This window comes from Halomonas sp. BC1, assembly GCF_002078135.1.
Taxonomy (GTDB): domain Bacteria; phylum Pseudomonadota; class Gammaproteobacteria; order Pseudomonadales; family Halomonadaceae; genus Vreelandella; species Vreelandella stevensii.
On sequence record NZ_LFGS01000003.1, the window covers coordinates 119588 to 136113 of the forward strand.

General features: G+C 55.6%; 17 protein-coding genes and 1 pseudogene. 14 read left to right on the top strand and 4 right to left on the bottom strand.

Annotated elements, in window-relative coordinates:
• Positions 1 to 71: 71 nt before the first annotated feature.
• A complete protein-coding gene (locus B7L72_RS01355; RefSeq protein WP_081192131.1) occupies positions 72 to 1763 on the bottom strand; it encodes an HD domain-containing phosphohydrolase in 1692 nt (563 codons plus the stop codon).
• Between the two features lie 253 nt (positions 1764 to 2016).
• Here B7L72_RS01355 and B7L72_RS01360 point away from each other — a divergent pair, with 253 nt between their 5' ends.
• Positions 2017 to 2367 (top strand): flagellar protein FlaG, encoded by a 351-nt coding sequence (locus B7L72_RS01360; protein WP_016915708.1) that lies wholly within the window; start codon positions 2017 to 2019, stop codon positions 2365 to 2367.
• A gap of 145 nt (positions 2368 to 2512) precedes the next feature.
• On the opposite strand, the gene fliE is transcribed toward B7L72_RS01360, so the two are convergent.
• Positions 2513 to 2839, bottom strand: coding sequence for a flagellar hook-basal body complex protein FliE (gene fliE, locus B7L72_RS01365; protein WP_081139185.1), 327 nt, complete (start codon positions 2837 to 2839; stop codon positions 2513 to 2515).
• Positions 2840 to 3094: 255 nt separating this feature from the next.
• Between fliE and fliF the strand changes: the two genes are divergently transcribed.
• The 13 genes from fliF (at position 3095) to fliR (ending at position 14251) form a co-directional block, all read left to right on the top strand.
• Positions 3095 to 4852 (top strand): flagellar basal-body MS-ring/collar protein FliF, encoded by a 1758-nt coding sequence (gene fliF / locus B7L72_RS01370; protein WP_081192133.1) that lies wholly within the window; start codon positions 3095 to 3097, stop codon positions 4850 to 4852.
• Positions 4845 to 5849 carry a flagellar motor switch protein FliG gene (gene fliG, locus B7L72_RS01375; RefSeq protein WP_016915705.1) on the top strand — a complete coding sequence of 335 codons (1005 nt, stop codon included), beginning with the start codon at positions 4845 to 4847 and terminating at the stop codon, positions 5847 to 5849. Before fliF ends, fliG begins: the two co-directional genes overlap by 8 nt.
• On the top strand, positions 5842 to 6597 hold the full coding sequence (locus B7L72_RS01380) for a flagellar assembly protein FliH (protein ID WP_081192135.1): 756 nt from the start codon (positions 5842 to 5844) through the stop codon (positions 6595 to 6597). Before fliG ends, B7L72_RS01380 begins: the two co-directional genes overlap by 8 nt.
• Positions 6598 to 6601: 4 nt before the next feature.
• A complete protein-coding gene (gene fliI / locus B7L72_RS01385; protein ID WP_081192137.1) occupies positions 6602 to 7990 on the top strand; it encodes a flagellar protein export ATPase FliI in 1389 nt (462 codons plus the stop codon).
• Entirely contained in the window at positions 7991 to 8443 is a 453-nt protein-coding gene (fliJ, locus tag B7L72_RS01390; protein WP_016915702.1) for a flagellar export protein FliJ, read from the top strand.
• An 18-nt stretch (positions 8444 to 8461) separates the two neighbouring features.
• Positions 8462 to 9712, top strand: a complete 1251-nt coding sequence (locus B7L72_RS01395; protein WP_081139179.1) for a flagellar hook-length control protein FliK — start codon at positions 8462 to 8464, stop codon at positions 9710 to 9712.
• A 161-nt stretch (positions 9713 to 9873) separates the two neighbouring features.
• On the top strand, positions 9874 to 10347 hold the full coding sequence (gene fliL / locus B7L72_RS01400) for a flagellar basal body-associated protein FliL (RefSeq protein WP_081139177.1): 474 nt from the start codon (positions 9874 to 9876) through the stop codon (positions 10345 to 10347).
• Between the two features lie 21 nt (positions 10348 to 10368).
• Complete coding sequence (fliM, locus tag B7L72_RS01405; protein WP_081139176.1) at positions 10369 to 11424, top strand: flagellar motor switch protein FliM; 1056 nt, start codon at positions 10369 to 10371, stop codon at positions 11422 to 11424.
• Entirely contained in the window at positions 11421 to 11939 is a 519-nt protein-coding gene (fliN, locus tag B7L72_RS01410; protein WP_081139174.1) for a flagellar motor switch protein FliN, read from the top strand. Before fliM ends, fliN begins: the two co-directional genes overlap by 4 nt.
• A complete protein-coding gene (fliO, locus tag B7L72_RS01415) occupies positions 11936 to 12373 on the top strand; it encodes a flagellar biosynthetic protein FliO (RefSeq protein ID WP_081139173.1) in 438 nt (145 codons plus the stop codon). The genes fliN and fliO overlap by 4 nt, the downstream gene beginning before the upstream one ends.
• Positions 12370 to 13158, top strand: a complete 789-nt coding sequence (gene fliP, locus B7L72_RS01420) for a flagellar type III secretion system pore protein FliP (protein WP_081139171.1) — start codon at positions 12370 to 12372, stop codon at positions 13156 to 13158. Before fliO ends, fliP begins: the two co-directional genes overlap by 4 nt.
• 28 nt (positions 13159 to 13186) lie before the next feature.
• On the top strand, positions 13187 to 13456 hold the full coding sequence (gene fliQ / locus B7L72_RS01425) for a flagellar biosynthesis protein FliQ (RefSeq protein ID WP_081139170.1): 270 nt from the start codon (positions 13187 to 13189) through the stop codon (positions 13454 to 13456).
• A gap of 3 nt (positions 13457 to 13459) precedes the next feature.
• Positions 13460 to 14251: a flagellar biosynthetic protein FliR gene (gene fliR, locus B7L72_RS01430; protein ID WP_081192139.1), complete on the top strand. Its 792-nt coding sequence runs from the start codon at positions 13460 to 13462 to the stop codon at positions 14249 to 14251.
• Between the two features lie 53 nt (positions 14252 to 14304).
• Here the strand turns inward: fliR and flgL are convergent.
• Positions 14305 to 15546 (bottom strand): annotated as a pseudogene (gene flgL, locus B7L72_RS01435) (flagellar hook-associated protein FlgL).
• A gap of 15 nt (positions 15547 to 15561) precedes the next feature.
• On the bottom strand, positions 15562 to 16526 hold a 965-nt coding region (locus B7L72_RS18815; RefSeq protein WP_303245511.1), incomplete at its 5' end, for a flagellar basal body rod C-terminal domain-containing protein.

The following is a 16526-nucleotide window of genomic DNA, read 5'->3' on the forward strand; positions in this document are numbered from 1 at the left end:
TCAGCAGACTTTAATGAGTACCGACACTATTTCATTGACGACAGGTGACTTTCCAAAGGTGCGGTACGGGCTCAAGTAGAGACAGCAACTTCTCGCATCGGCTTACCAAGCCGCTCACGCACATCACCCCGCACGCTTCCAAGCAAGTTTTCACGCATGGGTGGCTCCGCCTGCTGGGTCAACGCCACTTCAAAAGGTGCGCCTGCGTCATCCAGGCGAACAATCCATCCCAGCTGTTCGCTGGAAAACAGCACGAGCGAGCCAATGGGTAACGTTTTGAAGCGCTCGATGTAGCGCTTGATCCATCGCACATCAAACTGATGAGGATGATTCAACAGGTGTCGATAGATCTGCTGGGCAGTTCGCGCCGGTCGGTCCGGCCGATCCCGCCTCATCGCTTCCACTACATCGACCACGGCACTCGCTTTAGACAGCTCAGTGATATCGCTCCCGGTCAGCCCATCAGGATAGCCACTACCATCGAGGCGCTCGTTAATGCCACCAATGACCGCCTGCGCCACCGTGGCAGATAACCACTGGCAAGTCTTCAATCGAGCCATTAGCAGCGACACATGCTCACTCAACATGTGGCGATGACGGGGCTCGAAATTGGGCGCTTTGAAGACCACCTGAGGGATCAACGCTTTCCCCAAGTCATGCACCAGACCACTAGCCACGATGGCCTTGCGCACATCACGCGGCATATTTCCGCCCACCAGATCCAGCAGATGAACCGCTACAGCAATGCCATGCCGCACCAACAGTGGCTCCATGGACAAGCAGCGCGAAGCGAACAGCAGCGCCTCGCGATCCTCTTCATGAAGCTGCAGAATACGGTCGGCATTGCGCGATAGCTGTCGTGAGTCAACATCATGGCCTTGCTGAAGCATTAGCAGCTGAGCATCCAGATAGGCTGCCACTTTGACCACACGCCTTGCCGTTGGCGTCGCGTAACGACGAATGTCACGCCGCCCCACTTGCTCACCGTTTGGCACACGCTTGCTAGGCTGTGCGAACAGCGGAGAGGGCTGACGCTCCTCCTGGGCTTCCTTCTTGTAGCGAGCAGCCTCCCGCTCGATTTCGCATACGAAGTACCAGATCTGCCGCTCTTGCTCGGAGGTGCAGCCTGCAAAACGAAAGCCAACGCGTAACAGGTGACGCTCTGGATCCATTTTTTGATGGCGAGCGATAGCATGCACTTCGAACTGAGTACCGTCTGGAAATGCCAACACCAGACGCATGGGCTCCGATGACTCGGCTAGCACGCCGCTCGCTGTCAACGGCAGTTCAAGCTGACACCCATCCTGAGAGAGGTCTCGCAACTCGCCTGGCGCTCCTTCTTCGCCTGCGCCATAAACGGTCGCGGAGACCACCATGCCCATACGCAGCTCAGCGCGATATGACTCACGCCGCTGAAGCACATCTACGGAGTCCGGATATTCACTGCAGCATAAAAAACGCCCACCAGAACGGCGCGTTTCGGTGAGGGCAAGCAGCGGTGTACGCAACACCTTGCCTTGAGATTGCCCCCGCAGAAAGAAACGCTCGCCTTGCTCCAAGCGATACAGCAAATAGTCAACGGAAGACAAGTCCATTACCAGCGTCTCACCCTCGTGCTGCTCCATTAATACAATGGGCTCTGGACGCGCCTCCGGGGTATCAAGGCAAAGCGACACCCCACCACCCTCTATCATGGTATTCAGCAGAGAACTGATGGCGGATGGATTTGAAATACGTTCATACTCATCTTGCTGGACTGCCATGCGTGCCTCGCTTTCACAGCCGCGGTGGTCATGTGAACCCACCCTTGATATAAGGGAACCGAGCATAGCAGAAGCCCCAATGGCTCCGCATGCCGATTACTGCCTATCAGGCTTTTCTTTTTGTCTATACTGAAAAAGATAAAGTTTGTGAACATCTCGCCGATAACTCTGTTGGAGGCTATCCAACACCTGCATCGGCCTCTAAGTTTACGTTACCCAGCCTTGAATGGCTTAGCAAAGAGGAACGTTGTTTATGGGCCCACTGCCAATCGACCTAGCGGTCGCCACGTCAAGTATTCCCGGCTCACAGGAGCGACCAATACGCACGCCTCCCGAGCTGACCGCCCCCACCCAGGAGGAACATCAGTCGTTGGCATTGAGCACGACAAGGGAAGAACTCCTGGAACCGATACAGCGTATCAATGAAGCCATGAGGGCACGCGGACTCGAGTTCGATATCAGCGAGGACTCCTCACGCATCATTACCCGCGTCATCGACAGCGAAACCGGCGATGTCATTCGCCAAATTCCTGCCGAGGAGGTCATTACGATGGCAGAGCGACTGGGAGAGCTACAGGGCAACCTGATTTCCTTGAACGTATGACGTTGCCAGCGCTCTTTTGCGCTGGCAACGTCATAACACAGTGAACCTCACGATAGCTACAGGACAAAACACTAAAAAATAGCGCATCCTACGGATGGCGCTTTCTAGCGTTGCGGCACCACAGCATCACGCTCTGTACGTCACCTTACACCTGCATATTCATGACGTCTCGGTAAGCAGTCACCAACCGGTTACGCACCTGCATACCCATCTGGAAGGCCACGCTGGCTTTTTGCATATCCACCATGACATCGTTGAGCTCAATATTCGGCTCTCCCGCCTGAAAGGCCATCGCCTTGGCATTGGCTGACTGCTGTAAACGATTGATTCTCTGGATAGACGCCTGTAGTTCACTGCCGAATCCAGCTTGCCCCACGACCGTCGAGACCTGCTCACCACGAACGGGCTGAGCAGCCTGCGCTGCCAAGCTATGCATTTGCTGAAGGGCAGACTGTAGGGAGGGCGAACTCATACCAACTCCTCATATCGCGACGTTTAATGTGTTAGCAGGAGCCTACCACTGACACAGCCCATCTCATACGAACAAATGCGCGCGAAAAGCCAGGCTTTTCGTTCATTTATGGTGGACACACCTCATCATAATGGCGTTCATCATAATTCCGCCCTGTTTTTTGGTGGATCACCGCGATTGACGGAAAGAGCCTATGCCTTCTTTGGTGATGCGCCTGGGCCTACACCCGTTTTGCCAACCCTGCTGGAGGGATGCATGAGCGAAACCGGTGCTACGGCAGGCCGTCCAAACAGTACGACAGCAAACGCTTCGCAAAGCGGGGTGTCTTCTAGCGAATCCGCATCCCCATCAGCCCTCGAACGCGCAATGAAGCAACTGCGAGGCAATCCGCTGGTGGTTGTCTTGATCGCTTCAGCAGCTTCCATCGCGGTGGTGGCTGCGCTTTTCATGTGGGCCAGCAGCCCAGAGTACCGTGTACTCTACAGCAACCTGAACGAAGCGGACGGTGGGCGCATCATTGCCGAATTGGACAGCCGCGGCGTGCCTTACCAGTTCGGTCAAGGCGGTCAGGCCCTACTGGTGCCAAGCGCTCAAGTACACACGTTAAGACTCCAGCTTGCCGAGCAAGGGCTTCCCAGAGGCGGCAACCTTGGGCTGGAACTGATGGACAACCAGGCTTTCGGGATCAGTCAGTTCGCCGAACAGGTCAATTTTCAACGCGGTCTGGAAGGCGAGCTGGCACGCTCGATTGAATCTCTGGGCCCCGTGGAGCGCGTGCGCGTTCACATATCCATGGCCAAGCCATCTGTCTTCATACGTGACCGAGAGCCCGCCAAGGCGTCCGTCGTCTTGACACTGCTGCCCGGGCGCGTTCTTGGAGAGGGACAGGTCAGCGCCATTGTCCACATGGTCTCCAGTAGTGTTCCGGAGCTTTCCACCGAAAACGTAACCGTTGTGGATCAAAATGGGCGTCTGCTGACCGCCAACTCACAACAAGGCAATGACCTGGACGGCACCCAGCTTGCTTACATTACGGAAGTCGAGCGCTCTTATCAGCAGCGCATCGAAAACATTCTGCTGCCGATAGTAGGTCGCGACAACGTCCGCGCGCAGGTCGCTGCACAAATCGATTTTTCGCGCCGCGAAGAGACATCGGAACGCTATCGCCCCAACCAGACACCCAACGAGTCAGCCGTACGTAGCCGCCAGTTAAGTCTGTCGTATGATGGCGATGATCCATTGGCATCCGGCATTCCCGGCGCGCTGAGCAATACGCCGCCAGGCGTTGCCCCCTCCCCGATTAATCAACCCGATGATGGCGCAGAAGACACGGCTACTGAGGCAGGCGCCTTACGCAACTTGCGCCAGGAAGATGTCGTCAATTACGAAGTTGATCGCAGTATTGAGCACATTCAGCATCGACTGGGTCAGATAGAGCGTCTGACGGCAGCAGTAGTCGTTAACTTCCGTACGGTCACCAATGAAGAGGGAGAGACCGAGCAAGTCGCTCTCAGTGCTGAAGAAGTGGCACAGCTGGAGCGCCTGGTTCAGCAAGCCATGGGGTTCTCTGGCCAACGCGGAGACCAGGTCGAAATCGTCAATACGCCGTTTGCTAGCGATGAAGACCCGCGCACCGAAACCGTCTGGTGGCAGCAGCCAGACACATTGGCCATGGCAGCCAATTTGGGTCGCTACTTGCTGGTGGCGCTGGTGGCTTTCCTGCTTTACTGGTTGATTCTTCGCCCGCTGATCAAACGCTACACACAGCCGCCTTTGGTGGCCACAGCGACGCCCGGTGGTATTTTGAACACCAGTGTCGGCAGTGACGATGACAGTGATGCTGATGAAAGAGACGGTGATGTCAATGACGGGGACACCTACAGCGGCAAGCCCAAACGTCGACGCAAGACATCACTGTATGAACACAATCTCAATGATCTGCGCGAAATGGCCCAGGAAGACCCACGCATGGTGGCCATGATTATCCGCAGCTGGATGAATGCCAATGACTAGCATCACGGAGATGAGCGGAGCACGTAAAAGCGCCATTCTATTGCTGGCCCTGGACGAAGACAGCGCCGCCGAGGTATTCAAGTTTCTCAGCGCCGGCGAGGTGCAGGAGATCAGCACCGAGATGGCACGACTGCATCAAGTGTCGCATGAAGATATGAAGGCCGTGCTGGAGGCGTTCCATCGGGAAACCGAAGAGTTTGTCGCACTGAACCTCAACTCCAGCGAGCATATCCGCTCCGTCCTGACCAAGGCATTGGGCAGCGAGCGCGCCACCAGTCTAATCGAGGACATTCTCGAATCTACGGGCAACAACTCTGGTATCGATGCGCTCAACCTCATGGAAGCTTCCATGGTGTCCGAGCTGATTCGTGACGAGCACCCCCAGATCATCGCGACCATTCTGGTGCATCTGGATCGTCACCAGGCGGCTGACATTCTCGAACTGTTCGAAGAGAAGCTACGCAACGATGTCGTACTGCGTATTGCCACCTTTAGCGGTGTTCAACCGGCAGCCCTGCAGGAGCTGACCGAAGTGCTCACCAGCATGCTGGACGGCCAGAACCTCAAGCGCAGCAAGATGGGCGGCGTGAGAACCGCTGCCGAGATTCTCAACCTGATGAACTCGTCCCAGGAAGAAGTCGCCATCGAGACGGTGCGCTCTCACAGCGAAGATCTGGCCCAAAAGATCATCGACGAAATGTTCCTGTTCGAAAACTTGCTCGACCTGGACAATCGTGCCATTCAGATGGTGCTTCAGGAAGTGGAAACCAACTCACTGGTGGTGGCACTCAAGGGAGCCCAGGACGCACTGGTGGACAAGTTCCTGCGCAACATGTCGCAGCGTGCTGCCGATCTGGTACGCGAAGACATGGAAGCCCGCGGTCCCATCCGGGTGTCGCAAGTGGAAACCGAGCAAAAAGCCATTTTGCAGATCGTGCGGCGCTTGGCCGACTCAGGCGAAATTGTGCTAGCCGGTGGAGATGATGAGTATGTCTAATACTCACTCACCTGAGTTCGACCGCCACGGCCAGTGGCGCCGCTGGCAAATGGAGGAGCTGCTCGCCTCACAAGCGCCGGATAATGACTGCGGACAAGGCCCAACGGCACACCAACGCAAGGTCGAAGCGGCTAAACGAGCCGCTGCAGAAGCACGCGCCCGTGAAGAGCAGGAGCGTCAAAGAATTTATGAGCAGATTCGCGAGGCGGCCGAAGAAGAGGGGTACCAGGCCGGCCTGTCACGCGGCCATGAAGAAGGGCTGGCCAAGGGCCTTGAGGAGGGCCGTGCACAAGCGACCGAGGAGCTCAATGCACAGTTGCAAAAAGCGTTAGCGCCACTGGCATCCTTGGCAAAGCAGTTTTCCGAGGCACTCGAGCGCTTGGACGACACCATCGCCCATGATCTTGCCGAGCTGGCGCTAGCGACTGGCAAGCAGCTGGCTGGTGATGCGCTTGATAAACACCCTGACCACATCCTGCAGATCGTGCGTGAGCTTCTACACACTGAGCCGCCTCTGGTGGGCAAACAGCGCCTTTGGCTGAACCCGACAGACCACACCCTCGTTGAAAAACACCTGGGGAGTGAGCTAGAGGCTGCTCAGTGGGTACTCCAGCCTGATGATCAACTCTCCCGTGGAGGCTGCCGAGTCACCAGCGCTCAAGGGGAGCTGGACGCAACCTTTGAAAGTCGCTGGCAAAGCGTCCAGACACAGCTGCGCAAGCGCCATAGCGCTCCTTCCGCAGGTTGATACGATGAACACGCTCTCCTGCCCGCATCAGCACCGCTGGCGCAAAGCCCTTCAGCGCACCACTCAGCGCATCAGCCGCCTGCCTCACTACCGCACCAGCGGTAGGGTCGTCAGGGCCACGGGCATGGTCATAGAAGTCGTCGGGTTACGCGTCGCCGTAGGGAGCGCCTGCCACATTGAATTACCCGGCGCCGATGGTCGCTTGAACGACAGCGATAAATTTGCCGAAGCGGAAGTCGTTGGCTTTTCAGGCGAAAAGCTTTTCCTGATGCCACTTGAAGAGATTTCCGGCTTGATGCCCGGTGCTCGTGTCACACCGCTGGTCGATGGCAACGGGCATAGCGCGCGCCGCTTTCCAATGGGCGACGAACTGCTTGGGCGGGTACTCGATGGCAACGGCATGCCCCTCGATGACCGAGAAAACCTCGAGGAAGCGCCACGCACGACGCTCAGCTCGAGGCCCTTGAACCCGCTGTCTCGAGCGCCCATCGAAGCACAAATCGATGTCGGCATTCGTGCCATCAATGCGCTATTGAGTGTGGGTAGAGGGCAGCGGATGGGCCTGTTTGCGGGCTCCGGGGTGGGCAAATCCGTCCTGCTGGGCATGATGGCACGCTATACCGAAGCGGACGTGATCGTGGTCGGCCTGATTGGTGAGCGTGGCCGCGAAGTACAGGACTTCATTGACAACATACTGGGCCCGGAAGGTCGTCGACGTGCCGTCGTGGTCGCCGCACCTGCGGACACCTCGCCGTTGCAGCGCCTGCAAGGGGCAGCCTACGCCACGCGCATTGCGGAGAGCTTTCGCGACTCAGGGCGCAATGTCCTGCTGATCATGGATTCGCTTACCCGCTACGCCATGGCCCAACGCGAGATTGCACTGGCCATTGGTGAGCCTCCTGCCACCAAGGGGTATCCACCTTCCGTATTTGCCAAGTTACCGGGGCTGGTAGAGCGAGCCGGTAACGCAGAGCGCGGCGGCGGCTCTATTACTGCCTTTTACACCGTACTGACGGAAGGCGACGACCAGCAGGATCCCATTGCCGATTCTGCCCGCGCCATACTGGATGGCCATATCGTGCTGTCGCGCACCCTGGCAGAGGCGGGTCACTATCCCGCCATCGATATCGAAGCCTCGATCAGTCGCGCCATGACGGCCATCGTCACGCCCGAGCAACAGCAGGAAGCACGCACCTTCAAGCAGATCTTCTCGCGCTATCAACGCAACCGAGACCTGATCAGTGTGGGCGCCTATAGCCCAGGACACGACCCCAGACTGGACGAGGCGGTCAACCGCTTTCCAAGCCTGGAGCGCTTTTTACAACAAAACATTGATGAGTGCGCAACGCTGGCCGAGTCTCGCCAGGCGCTACGCACGGTGGTGGGAGGCTAAATGAGTAACCATCAGATCGACATGCTGACCGACCTGGCGCGTGATGCGCGGGACCAGGCGGGAAAGTTGCTAGCCCAGGAGCGCCAAACGGAACAACAAACGGAGGCGCAGCTAGCGTCACTGAGCCGTTATCGTGTGGAGTACGCCGAACGCCTGCAGCAGGCGATGAGAGAAGGTATCGACCCTGCCACCATGTATAACTATCAGCAGTTTCTGGCGTCTCTTGATGCGGCACTGAGCCGAGCACGTCAAGCCCTGGCAGCGCAACAGAAACGCGTACAGCAAAGCCAGCAGAACTGGCAGCAGGAGCAGCGTCGGCTCTCTTCTTACGATACACTGGCCTCACGACGCTTGCTGGAAGAGCATCGACGGCAGGCAAGGCATGAACAGAAAGCCAACGATGAGTTGGTCACTAACCGTATGGCTCGTCAGAGCCCTGATAAGCCGCTGTAACGTGGCGCCGGGATTTATATGAATATCGACATGCTACTTTCCGTGAGTCAGGGCCATGCTAGCACCACAGGCAGTGCTTCCAGAACCTCAGGTGACTCACCTAACAATGGTTTATTTCGCCAGACGCTGCAGCTGGCATCGCAAGGACAACATCGCCTACTTCACGCAGCGAATCCATCTGCGCAGCTCACCGCTTCATCAGATGCACTTCCTTCTGCATCTTTTTCAAGCGCCCTTGATGCACTGGGCATTCAATTGGATACAGAGGCTCTCGAGGCGCTCATGGGTTATCTCAGCAGCGCCCCTGCATCAAGTGTCTTGTCCGAAGCTGAGCGATCATCCTCCGAGTTAGTCTCATTAGATGCACCCCTGCCCTCTCAGGGCGAGCTTCAGGAAATCGCGCAGCGGCTAACATTGATGACCTCATATCAAACGGAGACTGCTACGACACCCGCTCCTCCAGTGGTTGAAGCAACTATTCGCTCGATTGCCGAACAGCTGTCACTGGAAGAGCACGAGGTTCTACCCCTGCTGCAATCACTAAACCCAGTGACTAGCCAGCTCGTTATAGCGAGTAATAGCACTGCAAATATCTACCAAACGCTGGACGCTCAAGCTAAACAGCCGCTGCTATCGCCGACAAGTGTTTATGCCAACCTGACAGGCGATACGGCTAATGCTTTAGCACGCAGCTCCTTTGACACTGCCCCCACCAATGTCATACAGAGTCTGGCAACGCCAGAGGGCGCCCAGAGTTCCGCGCCAGCAGCTCCCTCACTAATGGCGCCTAACAATGCAGTGCCCTCTGTGTCAGCATCATCGATTACACCGACCCAGGCTACCCTAAGCGCGCCCGTTTCAAGCCCTTCATGGCCATCACAGCTTGGGCAGCAACTGGTTCACATTACCCAACTTGGCGGTGAACAGCAGGTGAAAATGAATCTTCACCCTGCTGAACTCGGCCCACTCTCCATTTCTTTAAAAATGACGGAGCATGGCGCCCAGGCTCACTTTTTGACGGCCCACGCACAGGTCCGCCAAGTGCTCGAGCAAGCTATACCACAACTGCGAGAAATTCTGGCTGAACAGGGTATCGCTTTGACTGATGCTTCTGTCGGTGAACAAAATGCAAGCGGCCAAGCGTTTTCACAGCAAAACCCGGAAACAGGCACACAGCATGGGACTAGCACACAGGACGTTGCTGCGGAAGTAGAGACAAACAGCATGGTGACGACCACGCTGGACGGCCGGGTAGATTTATATGCCTGAGAAAAACGCCAGGTACATAGTAGGGAGCATGGGCTGTCGAAAGTAGCAGCCTGCTAAACCAAGAGATAGGCTATTCCAATAAGCCTGTTCGTTTCTTCATGATCACACCCGTTCGGCATAATGCCTGGTGAGTGTCATGCATGAATACCATGGGAATCACAATGGCTGAATCAAGCGGCGGATCTAAAAAACTGCTTATAGTAATGATCATGCTGGTATTGCTCTCCACCGCAGGGGCAGCAGCGGCTATCTATCTCGTTCTTGACCAGCAGGGCGGAGCCGAAGGCGAAACCCAGCAGCAGACGCTCGCGCCGACGCCACCTGTCTTTACGCGCATCGAACCTTTTACTGTCAATCTGGCCGATGACCGTTTCGGATCACGCCTGCTCTATACCGGTATTACACTACGCGTAGGCAACGAACAGAGCAAAGCCATCATTGAAGAGCACATGCCCCAGGTACGCAGCCGCCTGCTGATTCTCCTGTCGGGCAAGCAAGCGAGTGAGCTGACCTCCACCGAAGGTAAGGAAGCGCTGGCTCAGGACATTATCAGTCGTTTATCGGTTCCCCTGACTGAGAATCAGCCGCCCCTGGATCTCCGGGAAGTGCTGTTCACCGAATTCATCGTTCAATAATCCCGGGTACTGGAGCCGTTCATGTCGCAGGACGATCTACTGTCCCAGGAAGAAATCGATGCTCTCTTGAAGGGCGTCAGTGGTGATGATGAGCCGACCGCTACGTCATCACACACATCAGATGAAGCGCGCATACGCCCCTACGACCCGTCGACTCAACACCGGGTCATCAGGGAGCGTTTGCATGCACTGGACTTTATCAACGAACGATTTGCGCGCTATTTTCGTAATGGGCTGTTCAACCTGATTCGTCGCAGCTCGGATATTACCGTCGAGTCAGTGCGTTACCAAAGCTTCAGCGAATTCTCTCGCAACGTCCCGGTGCCCACAAACCTCAATATTGTATCGATGAAGCCACTGCGTGGCTCCGCACTGGTGGTCTTCCCCCCGAACCTGGTCTTCATGGTGGTAGACAACCTGTTTGGCGGTGATGGACGCTTCGTGACGAAATCAGATGGCCGCGAGTTCACCAATACCGAACAACGTATCATTCAGCGCCTGCTGAACCTCGCCATTGATGCCTATAAGGAAGCCTGGAAGGTCGTATACCCGTTGGACGTACACTTTCTGCGTTCGGAAATACAGTCCAAATTCGCGAACATTACCAACTCGCCCAACGAGATCGTCGTCAATACCAAGTTCAATATCGAAGTCGGTAATTTATCCAGCAGCTTCCAAATCTGCATGCCCTACGCCATGATCGAGCCGCTGAGAGACCTGTTGGTCAACCCGATCAATGACAGCAACCATGACAGCGACGGCACCTGGACACGACGCATGGCCAGCGAGCTTCGCCAGTCTGAAGTCGAACTCATTGCAGAGTTCGCTCAGATCCCCAGCCGCATTGCCCACGTGATGGGGTTGAAAAAAGGCGATGTATTGCCGATGGATATCCCCTCCACGATTACCGCGCGGGTCGATGGCGTACCTGTCATGGAGTGTGAGTACGGCAGCCAGCGGCAGCAGCGCGCACTGCGCGTTCTGCGCTTGATCGACCATGCTGCCATGAATAACGTATCGTCCCAGGACTTTATTAAAGGTTCAACGCGACAGAAAGCCAAGGAACCCAAAGCATGACAGACCCAAACAAACCCGATCAAAAAGTTTCTGATGACGATTGGGCGGAAGCCATGTCTGCACAAGAAGAGTCATCGTCCAGCGCCGATGCCGCCAGTGACGATGATGACCCCTGGGCTGCCGCGATGGCGGAGCAAGAGGCTGCCGAACAAACGGATGCCAGTGAAGAGCCTGAACAAGAAGCTCCCATGGCCAAGCCAGCCAGTGACGATGTCTTCCTCCCTCTGAATGGTGAACAGAGCAGTGGTGCCACCCGTGATCTGGAAATGATCATGGATATCCCTGTCAAACTCACCGTTGAGCTTGGCCGTACAAAGCTCACCATCAAGCAGCTACTGGAGCTTGCCCAGGGCTCTGTCATTGAGCTCGAGGGCCTGGCGGGTGAGCCCATGGACATTCTCATCAACGGCTACCTGATTGCCCAGGGGGAAGTCGTGGTCATCGAGGATAAGTACGGCATTCGTATTACCGAGATCATCACGCCCTCCGAGCGCATTCATAAACTCAACCGATGAGTGTCGCGACGACATCGACGCCCGTGGACGCGTTAAGCGGCGGCGATGCCCTTATCGGCATGGCCGTCCTCGGAAAGACCGCTGCTGCACTGGTTCTGGTGATTGCGATCATACTGGTGTGCACTGCCCTGCTCAAACGCTGGCAGCAGCATCGTTACGACCATGGGGCGCAGCTACGTGTCGTGGGCAGCACCGCCATTGGCAGCCGAGAGCGGGTCGTGGTCGTCGAAATCGAGGATACCTGGCTGGTGCTGGCAGTTAGTGGCGGGAAAGTCACCAAGCTCCAGGAGCGCCCCGCTCCCGAAGATCGTGCGCAGCCTGATCCAGAAGGCTCACCAGCGCCTTTTGCTCAACGTTTCAGCAGCGCCTTGGCCGGCTATCGTCATAAGCATTCCGCCACCCCGCACTCCACCGACTCTCAGCCCAAACCATGACGCATGCTCTGCTTTTGTTTCGCTCTCTGGCACTACCGAAATGGTTCCTCAGCCTGCTATTACTGGGCTGCTGGTTTTCTCTGCTCTGCGTGCCCGCAGAGGCGCAGCAGCTTCCCGGCCTGACCTCACAGCCAACAGGCGATGGTGGCCAACAGTGGTCGCTGTCTCTGCAAACCCTGCTCTTCCTCAGTTCACTGGCATTCCTGCCCGCCATGCTGCTGATGATGACCAGCTTCACGCGCATTATCATCGTACTGAGCCTGCTGAGAACCGCCATGGGCACCCAGGCCACGCCCCCTAATCAGGTCTTGCTGGGTATTGCGCTATTTCTGACTTTTTTTGTCATGTCGCCCGTTATCAGCCAGGTGTACGATACGGCCTGGGTGCCTTTGACTCAGGAAGCGATCAACTTTGAAGAGTTCCTACTCCAGGCACAAATTCCGTTCAGAGAGTTCATGCTGGCACAGACCCGGGAACCTGACCTGGCGCTTTTCGTGCGCCTGGCCGACATAGGCCCGATGCAAGGCCCGGAAGAGCTTCCCATGCGTGTACTGCTCCCCGCTTTCGTCACCAGCGAGCTGAAAACCGCGTTTCAAATTGGCTTTACGATCTTCATTCCCTTCTTGATCATTGACCTCGTGGTGGCCAGTACACTCATGTCGTTGGGGATGATGATGGTCCCCCCCGTCACGATTTCACTTCCTTTCAAGCTTATGCTGTTCGTGCTGGTGGACGGTTGGCAACTGATCATCGGCTCACTGGCTGAGAGCTTTTACATGATTTAGTACCGCCAGGCCGATAAGGAGAACGAACATGACGCCAGAGATGGTAATGAGCCTTGCTTACCAGGGTATGCGGGTAATGCTACTCCTGGCAGGCCCCATACTGCTGGCCGCCCTGTTCGTCGGCCTGCTGGTCAGTCTGTTTCAGGCTGCCACGCAGATCAACGAAATGACGCTGACCTTTATCCCCAAGATTCTTGCAGTATTCACCGTACTGGTCGTGGCAGGCCCTTGGCTCATCGGCTTGATCACGGACTTCACACACCGTCTATTCAGTAATATTCCCGCGATGGTGATGTAGGCCGTGGTTGAGGTCACCTTTGCCCAGCTACAGGGCTGGCTAGTCGCGTTTTTCTGGCCCTTCGTGCGCATTACGGCCTTCATGACCGCTTCCCCGCTGTGGGGCCACTCCAGCGTGCCTAATCAGGTCAAAGTGGCACTCGCTGCCGTCATCGCGGTGGTAATCGCTCCCTTGCTACCCCCTATGCCAGAGGTTGCGCTCATGTCCTGGGCAAGCGTGGGTATCATCATCGAGCAGATGCTGATAGGGCTGGCCATTGGCTTGGTCATGCATATCATGTTTGCCGTGGTGCAGGCAGCGGGCGAATTCATTGGTTTGCAAATGGGTCTGGCCTTCGCCAGTTTCTTTGATCCGTCTAGTGGCACCAACATCATGGTGTTATCGCGCATTCTCTATATGGTGACACTGTTGATGTTTTTGGCCTTCAATGGCCACCTGATGGTGCTGGAAGCGCTGATCATGAGCTTTGTCACGCTGCCCATCGGTATCGGGACACTAAACCCTGGCGCTTTTGAGCTGCTTGCCCGCTATGCAGGCACCATCTTTGCTTCCGGCATGCTGCTAGCCTTGCCACTAGCAGGCCCCCTGCTCATTATTAGCTTGTCGTTGGGCATCCTGAACCGTTCGGCACCACAGCTGACGGTGTTCAATATCGGCTTCCCCACGTCCATCCTGGTGGGCCTGACGCTGCTGATGGTCTTGATGACCGATCTTGGCAGCTTTCTTCAACAGCTGTTTAGCCAAGGTATCATGTTTACTCAAGGGCTGATCGAAGCCATGGCCCCCATAAACTAACGCCCAGCCACTAGAGGAGTGGCTGGGCGTTTATCAACGTGACAAGACATGTGTCACATGTAATCGAACAGCGACATTCCCTTGACATCGACGAACGCACGCTGTGCTGCCTGCAAGCCTATCTGTCGCAGGCTGTATTCAGAGATCGCCGCGGCATAATCAAGGTCTACAAGATCAGATAGCGTTTGTTCATAGTTGAGCATCCGGTTGCTGCCCACCGCATCGATGACATCCAGTTCATTGAGCCTTGCGCCAGCAGGAGCGCGTACCGTCAATACATTATCCATCGCATTGTCCAAGTCACGCATGGACGTATTGAGCGTATTGCGCAGCGCGGCCTTCTCGCTGGCCGTTTCAGCAGGCGTCTCCAGAACTCGGATTGCAGCTTCCATAGTACGGAAAAGATCCGCAGGACGTTGCTCACTGCCCGACCGAGCGATGAGAATCTCATCGCCAGCTTCTGAGGCACCACTCAGCGTTACACTAACACCACCGAAGCTCAACTGTTGCCCACTGGGATCGTAGGGCTGTTCAACTTGTCCAACAACATCTTGTCAATCCGAGCCATCAAACCTCTGCAGGGTATAAATTGGCTCATCATCATCGTTCTCATCGAACCTTATACGAAAACTATCCCCATAGTCAGGGGCATTCACACTCACCACTTGTGGGCCGCTAAAGGTTACGCTGCCAAGGTTCGCAGCGTTAGCTTCAGCTACATAACCCGCGCCACTGGGCACTTGCTGAAAAACAGTTACGCCAGTCTCTGTAACCGGCATTAAACGCGATGCATCAACACGTTGCTCACGGCCATTGCTGTCGCCGACATACTCGACGCTGCCATCAGCCGACTTCACAAATGGCGGAGCATTATCCTTGTAGCCGCCAAAAATATAGCGACCGTTGCCATCCGTCGCGTTAGCCTGACCAATCAGCGTTTCATAGATGCCTTTCAGCTCACTGGCAATGGACTCTCGGTCGACATCGCTCAATGTGTCGCTAGATGCCTGAATGAGCAAATTTTTAGCACTGATAATCCCATCCTTAATACTGTTAAGAATACTCTCTGTCTGGGCCAAAGAGTTACGTGCGGAGATACGCGAAGCCGCATACTGCTCAGTGATCGCTTTCGACTGGTCGACACCGACAGCACGTGACGCTGCCTGCGGGTCATCCGAGGGATTCACCACGCGGCGACCACTGGCAATTTGCTGGCTGACTTTCAAGAAATCACTTTGCTGGCGGTTAAGAGACGCCGTGCTTTGCTCAAACATGGTGACCGTACTGATACGCATCGCCTAAGCCTCTTGTTAGTTCCGCAAGTTCAAAATGGTGTCCATAATAGAGCCCGCCGTATCGATGACACGCGCATTGGCCATATAGTACTGCTGGTAGCGAATCAGATTGGCAGCCTCTTCGTCCAGGTTTACACCAGACTCAGACTGCTGCACCGCGCGCAGCTGATCGGTTAGTCCTTGACGCGCGTCCAGGTTAACCTGAGTAATATTGGCACGGTTACCGACATCACTCACAATGGAGGCGTAGGCAGAACTAACGGAGGCTGAGCCTCCCACCACTGCCTCACTCTGCAACTTTTGCAAAGCTAATGCGTTACGGTTATCACCCGAGGCCGCGATAATGTTTTCGGTAACCGTCAACGTCGCCGTTTCATCAGTGGCCGGGAGTGAGGTAGAGGTAAGCGTAAAGCTCATCCCATCTATTTCAACCGTTTTGTTCTCTTCTAAATCTAAAATGCTATTATCTACATCAAAAGGTTGACCATCAATGCGGATCGTCGAATCCGGTGGTGTTACTGTTAACTTGCCCTCTGAATCCAGCCTTAACGTATACTCTTTATGGTTAGAGAATGCCCCTGGCGACATCTTTAGATCATCAACGGCTAAATCACCCGAGTGTTTAAATGAAGTAAGAGAACTGCCTTCTTCACCGTCTAAGCCTGCATCACCTGCGGCTATTTTATCCCCGTCCGTAATCGCCACCTTCATATCCTGGCCGGCGCGACGAACAGGCTGAATTTCGAACTTATCGCCATTCTGTGGCGTACTCTCAAAGGCAACATTAACGCCACCAAAGGACAGTACTCCGCCATCCAATGTGAAGTCCACCTCGTCACCACTGTCATTACGTGTCACGCTATACGCGTCATTGCGATAACTGATGGTGTAGTCTGTAGCGCGTAGCTCATCAATATTATCAGTATCGAATTCAACGGATGCTATTTCAGAGGCATTGCCTTTATAGCTGTATCCTAGGG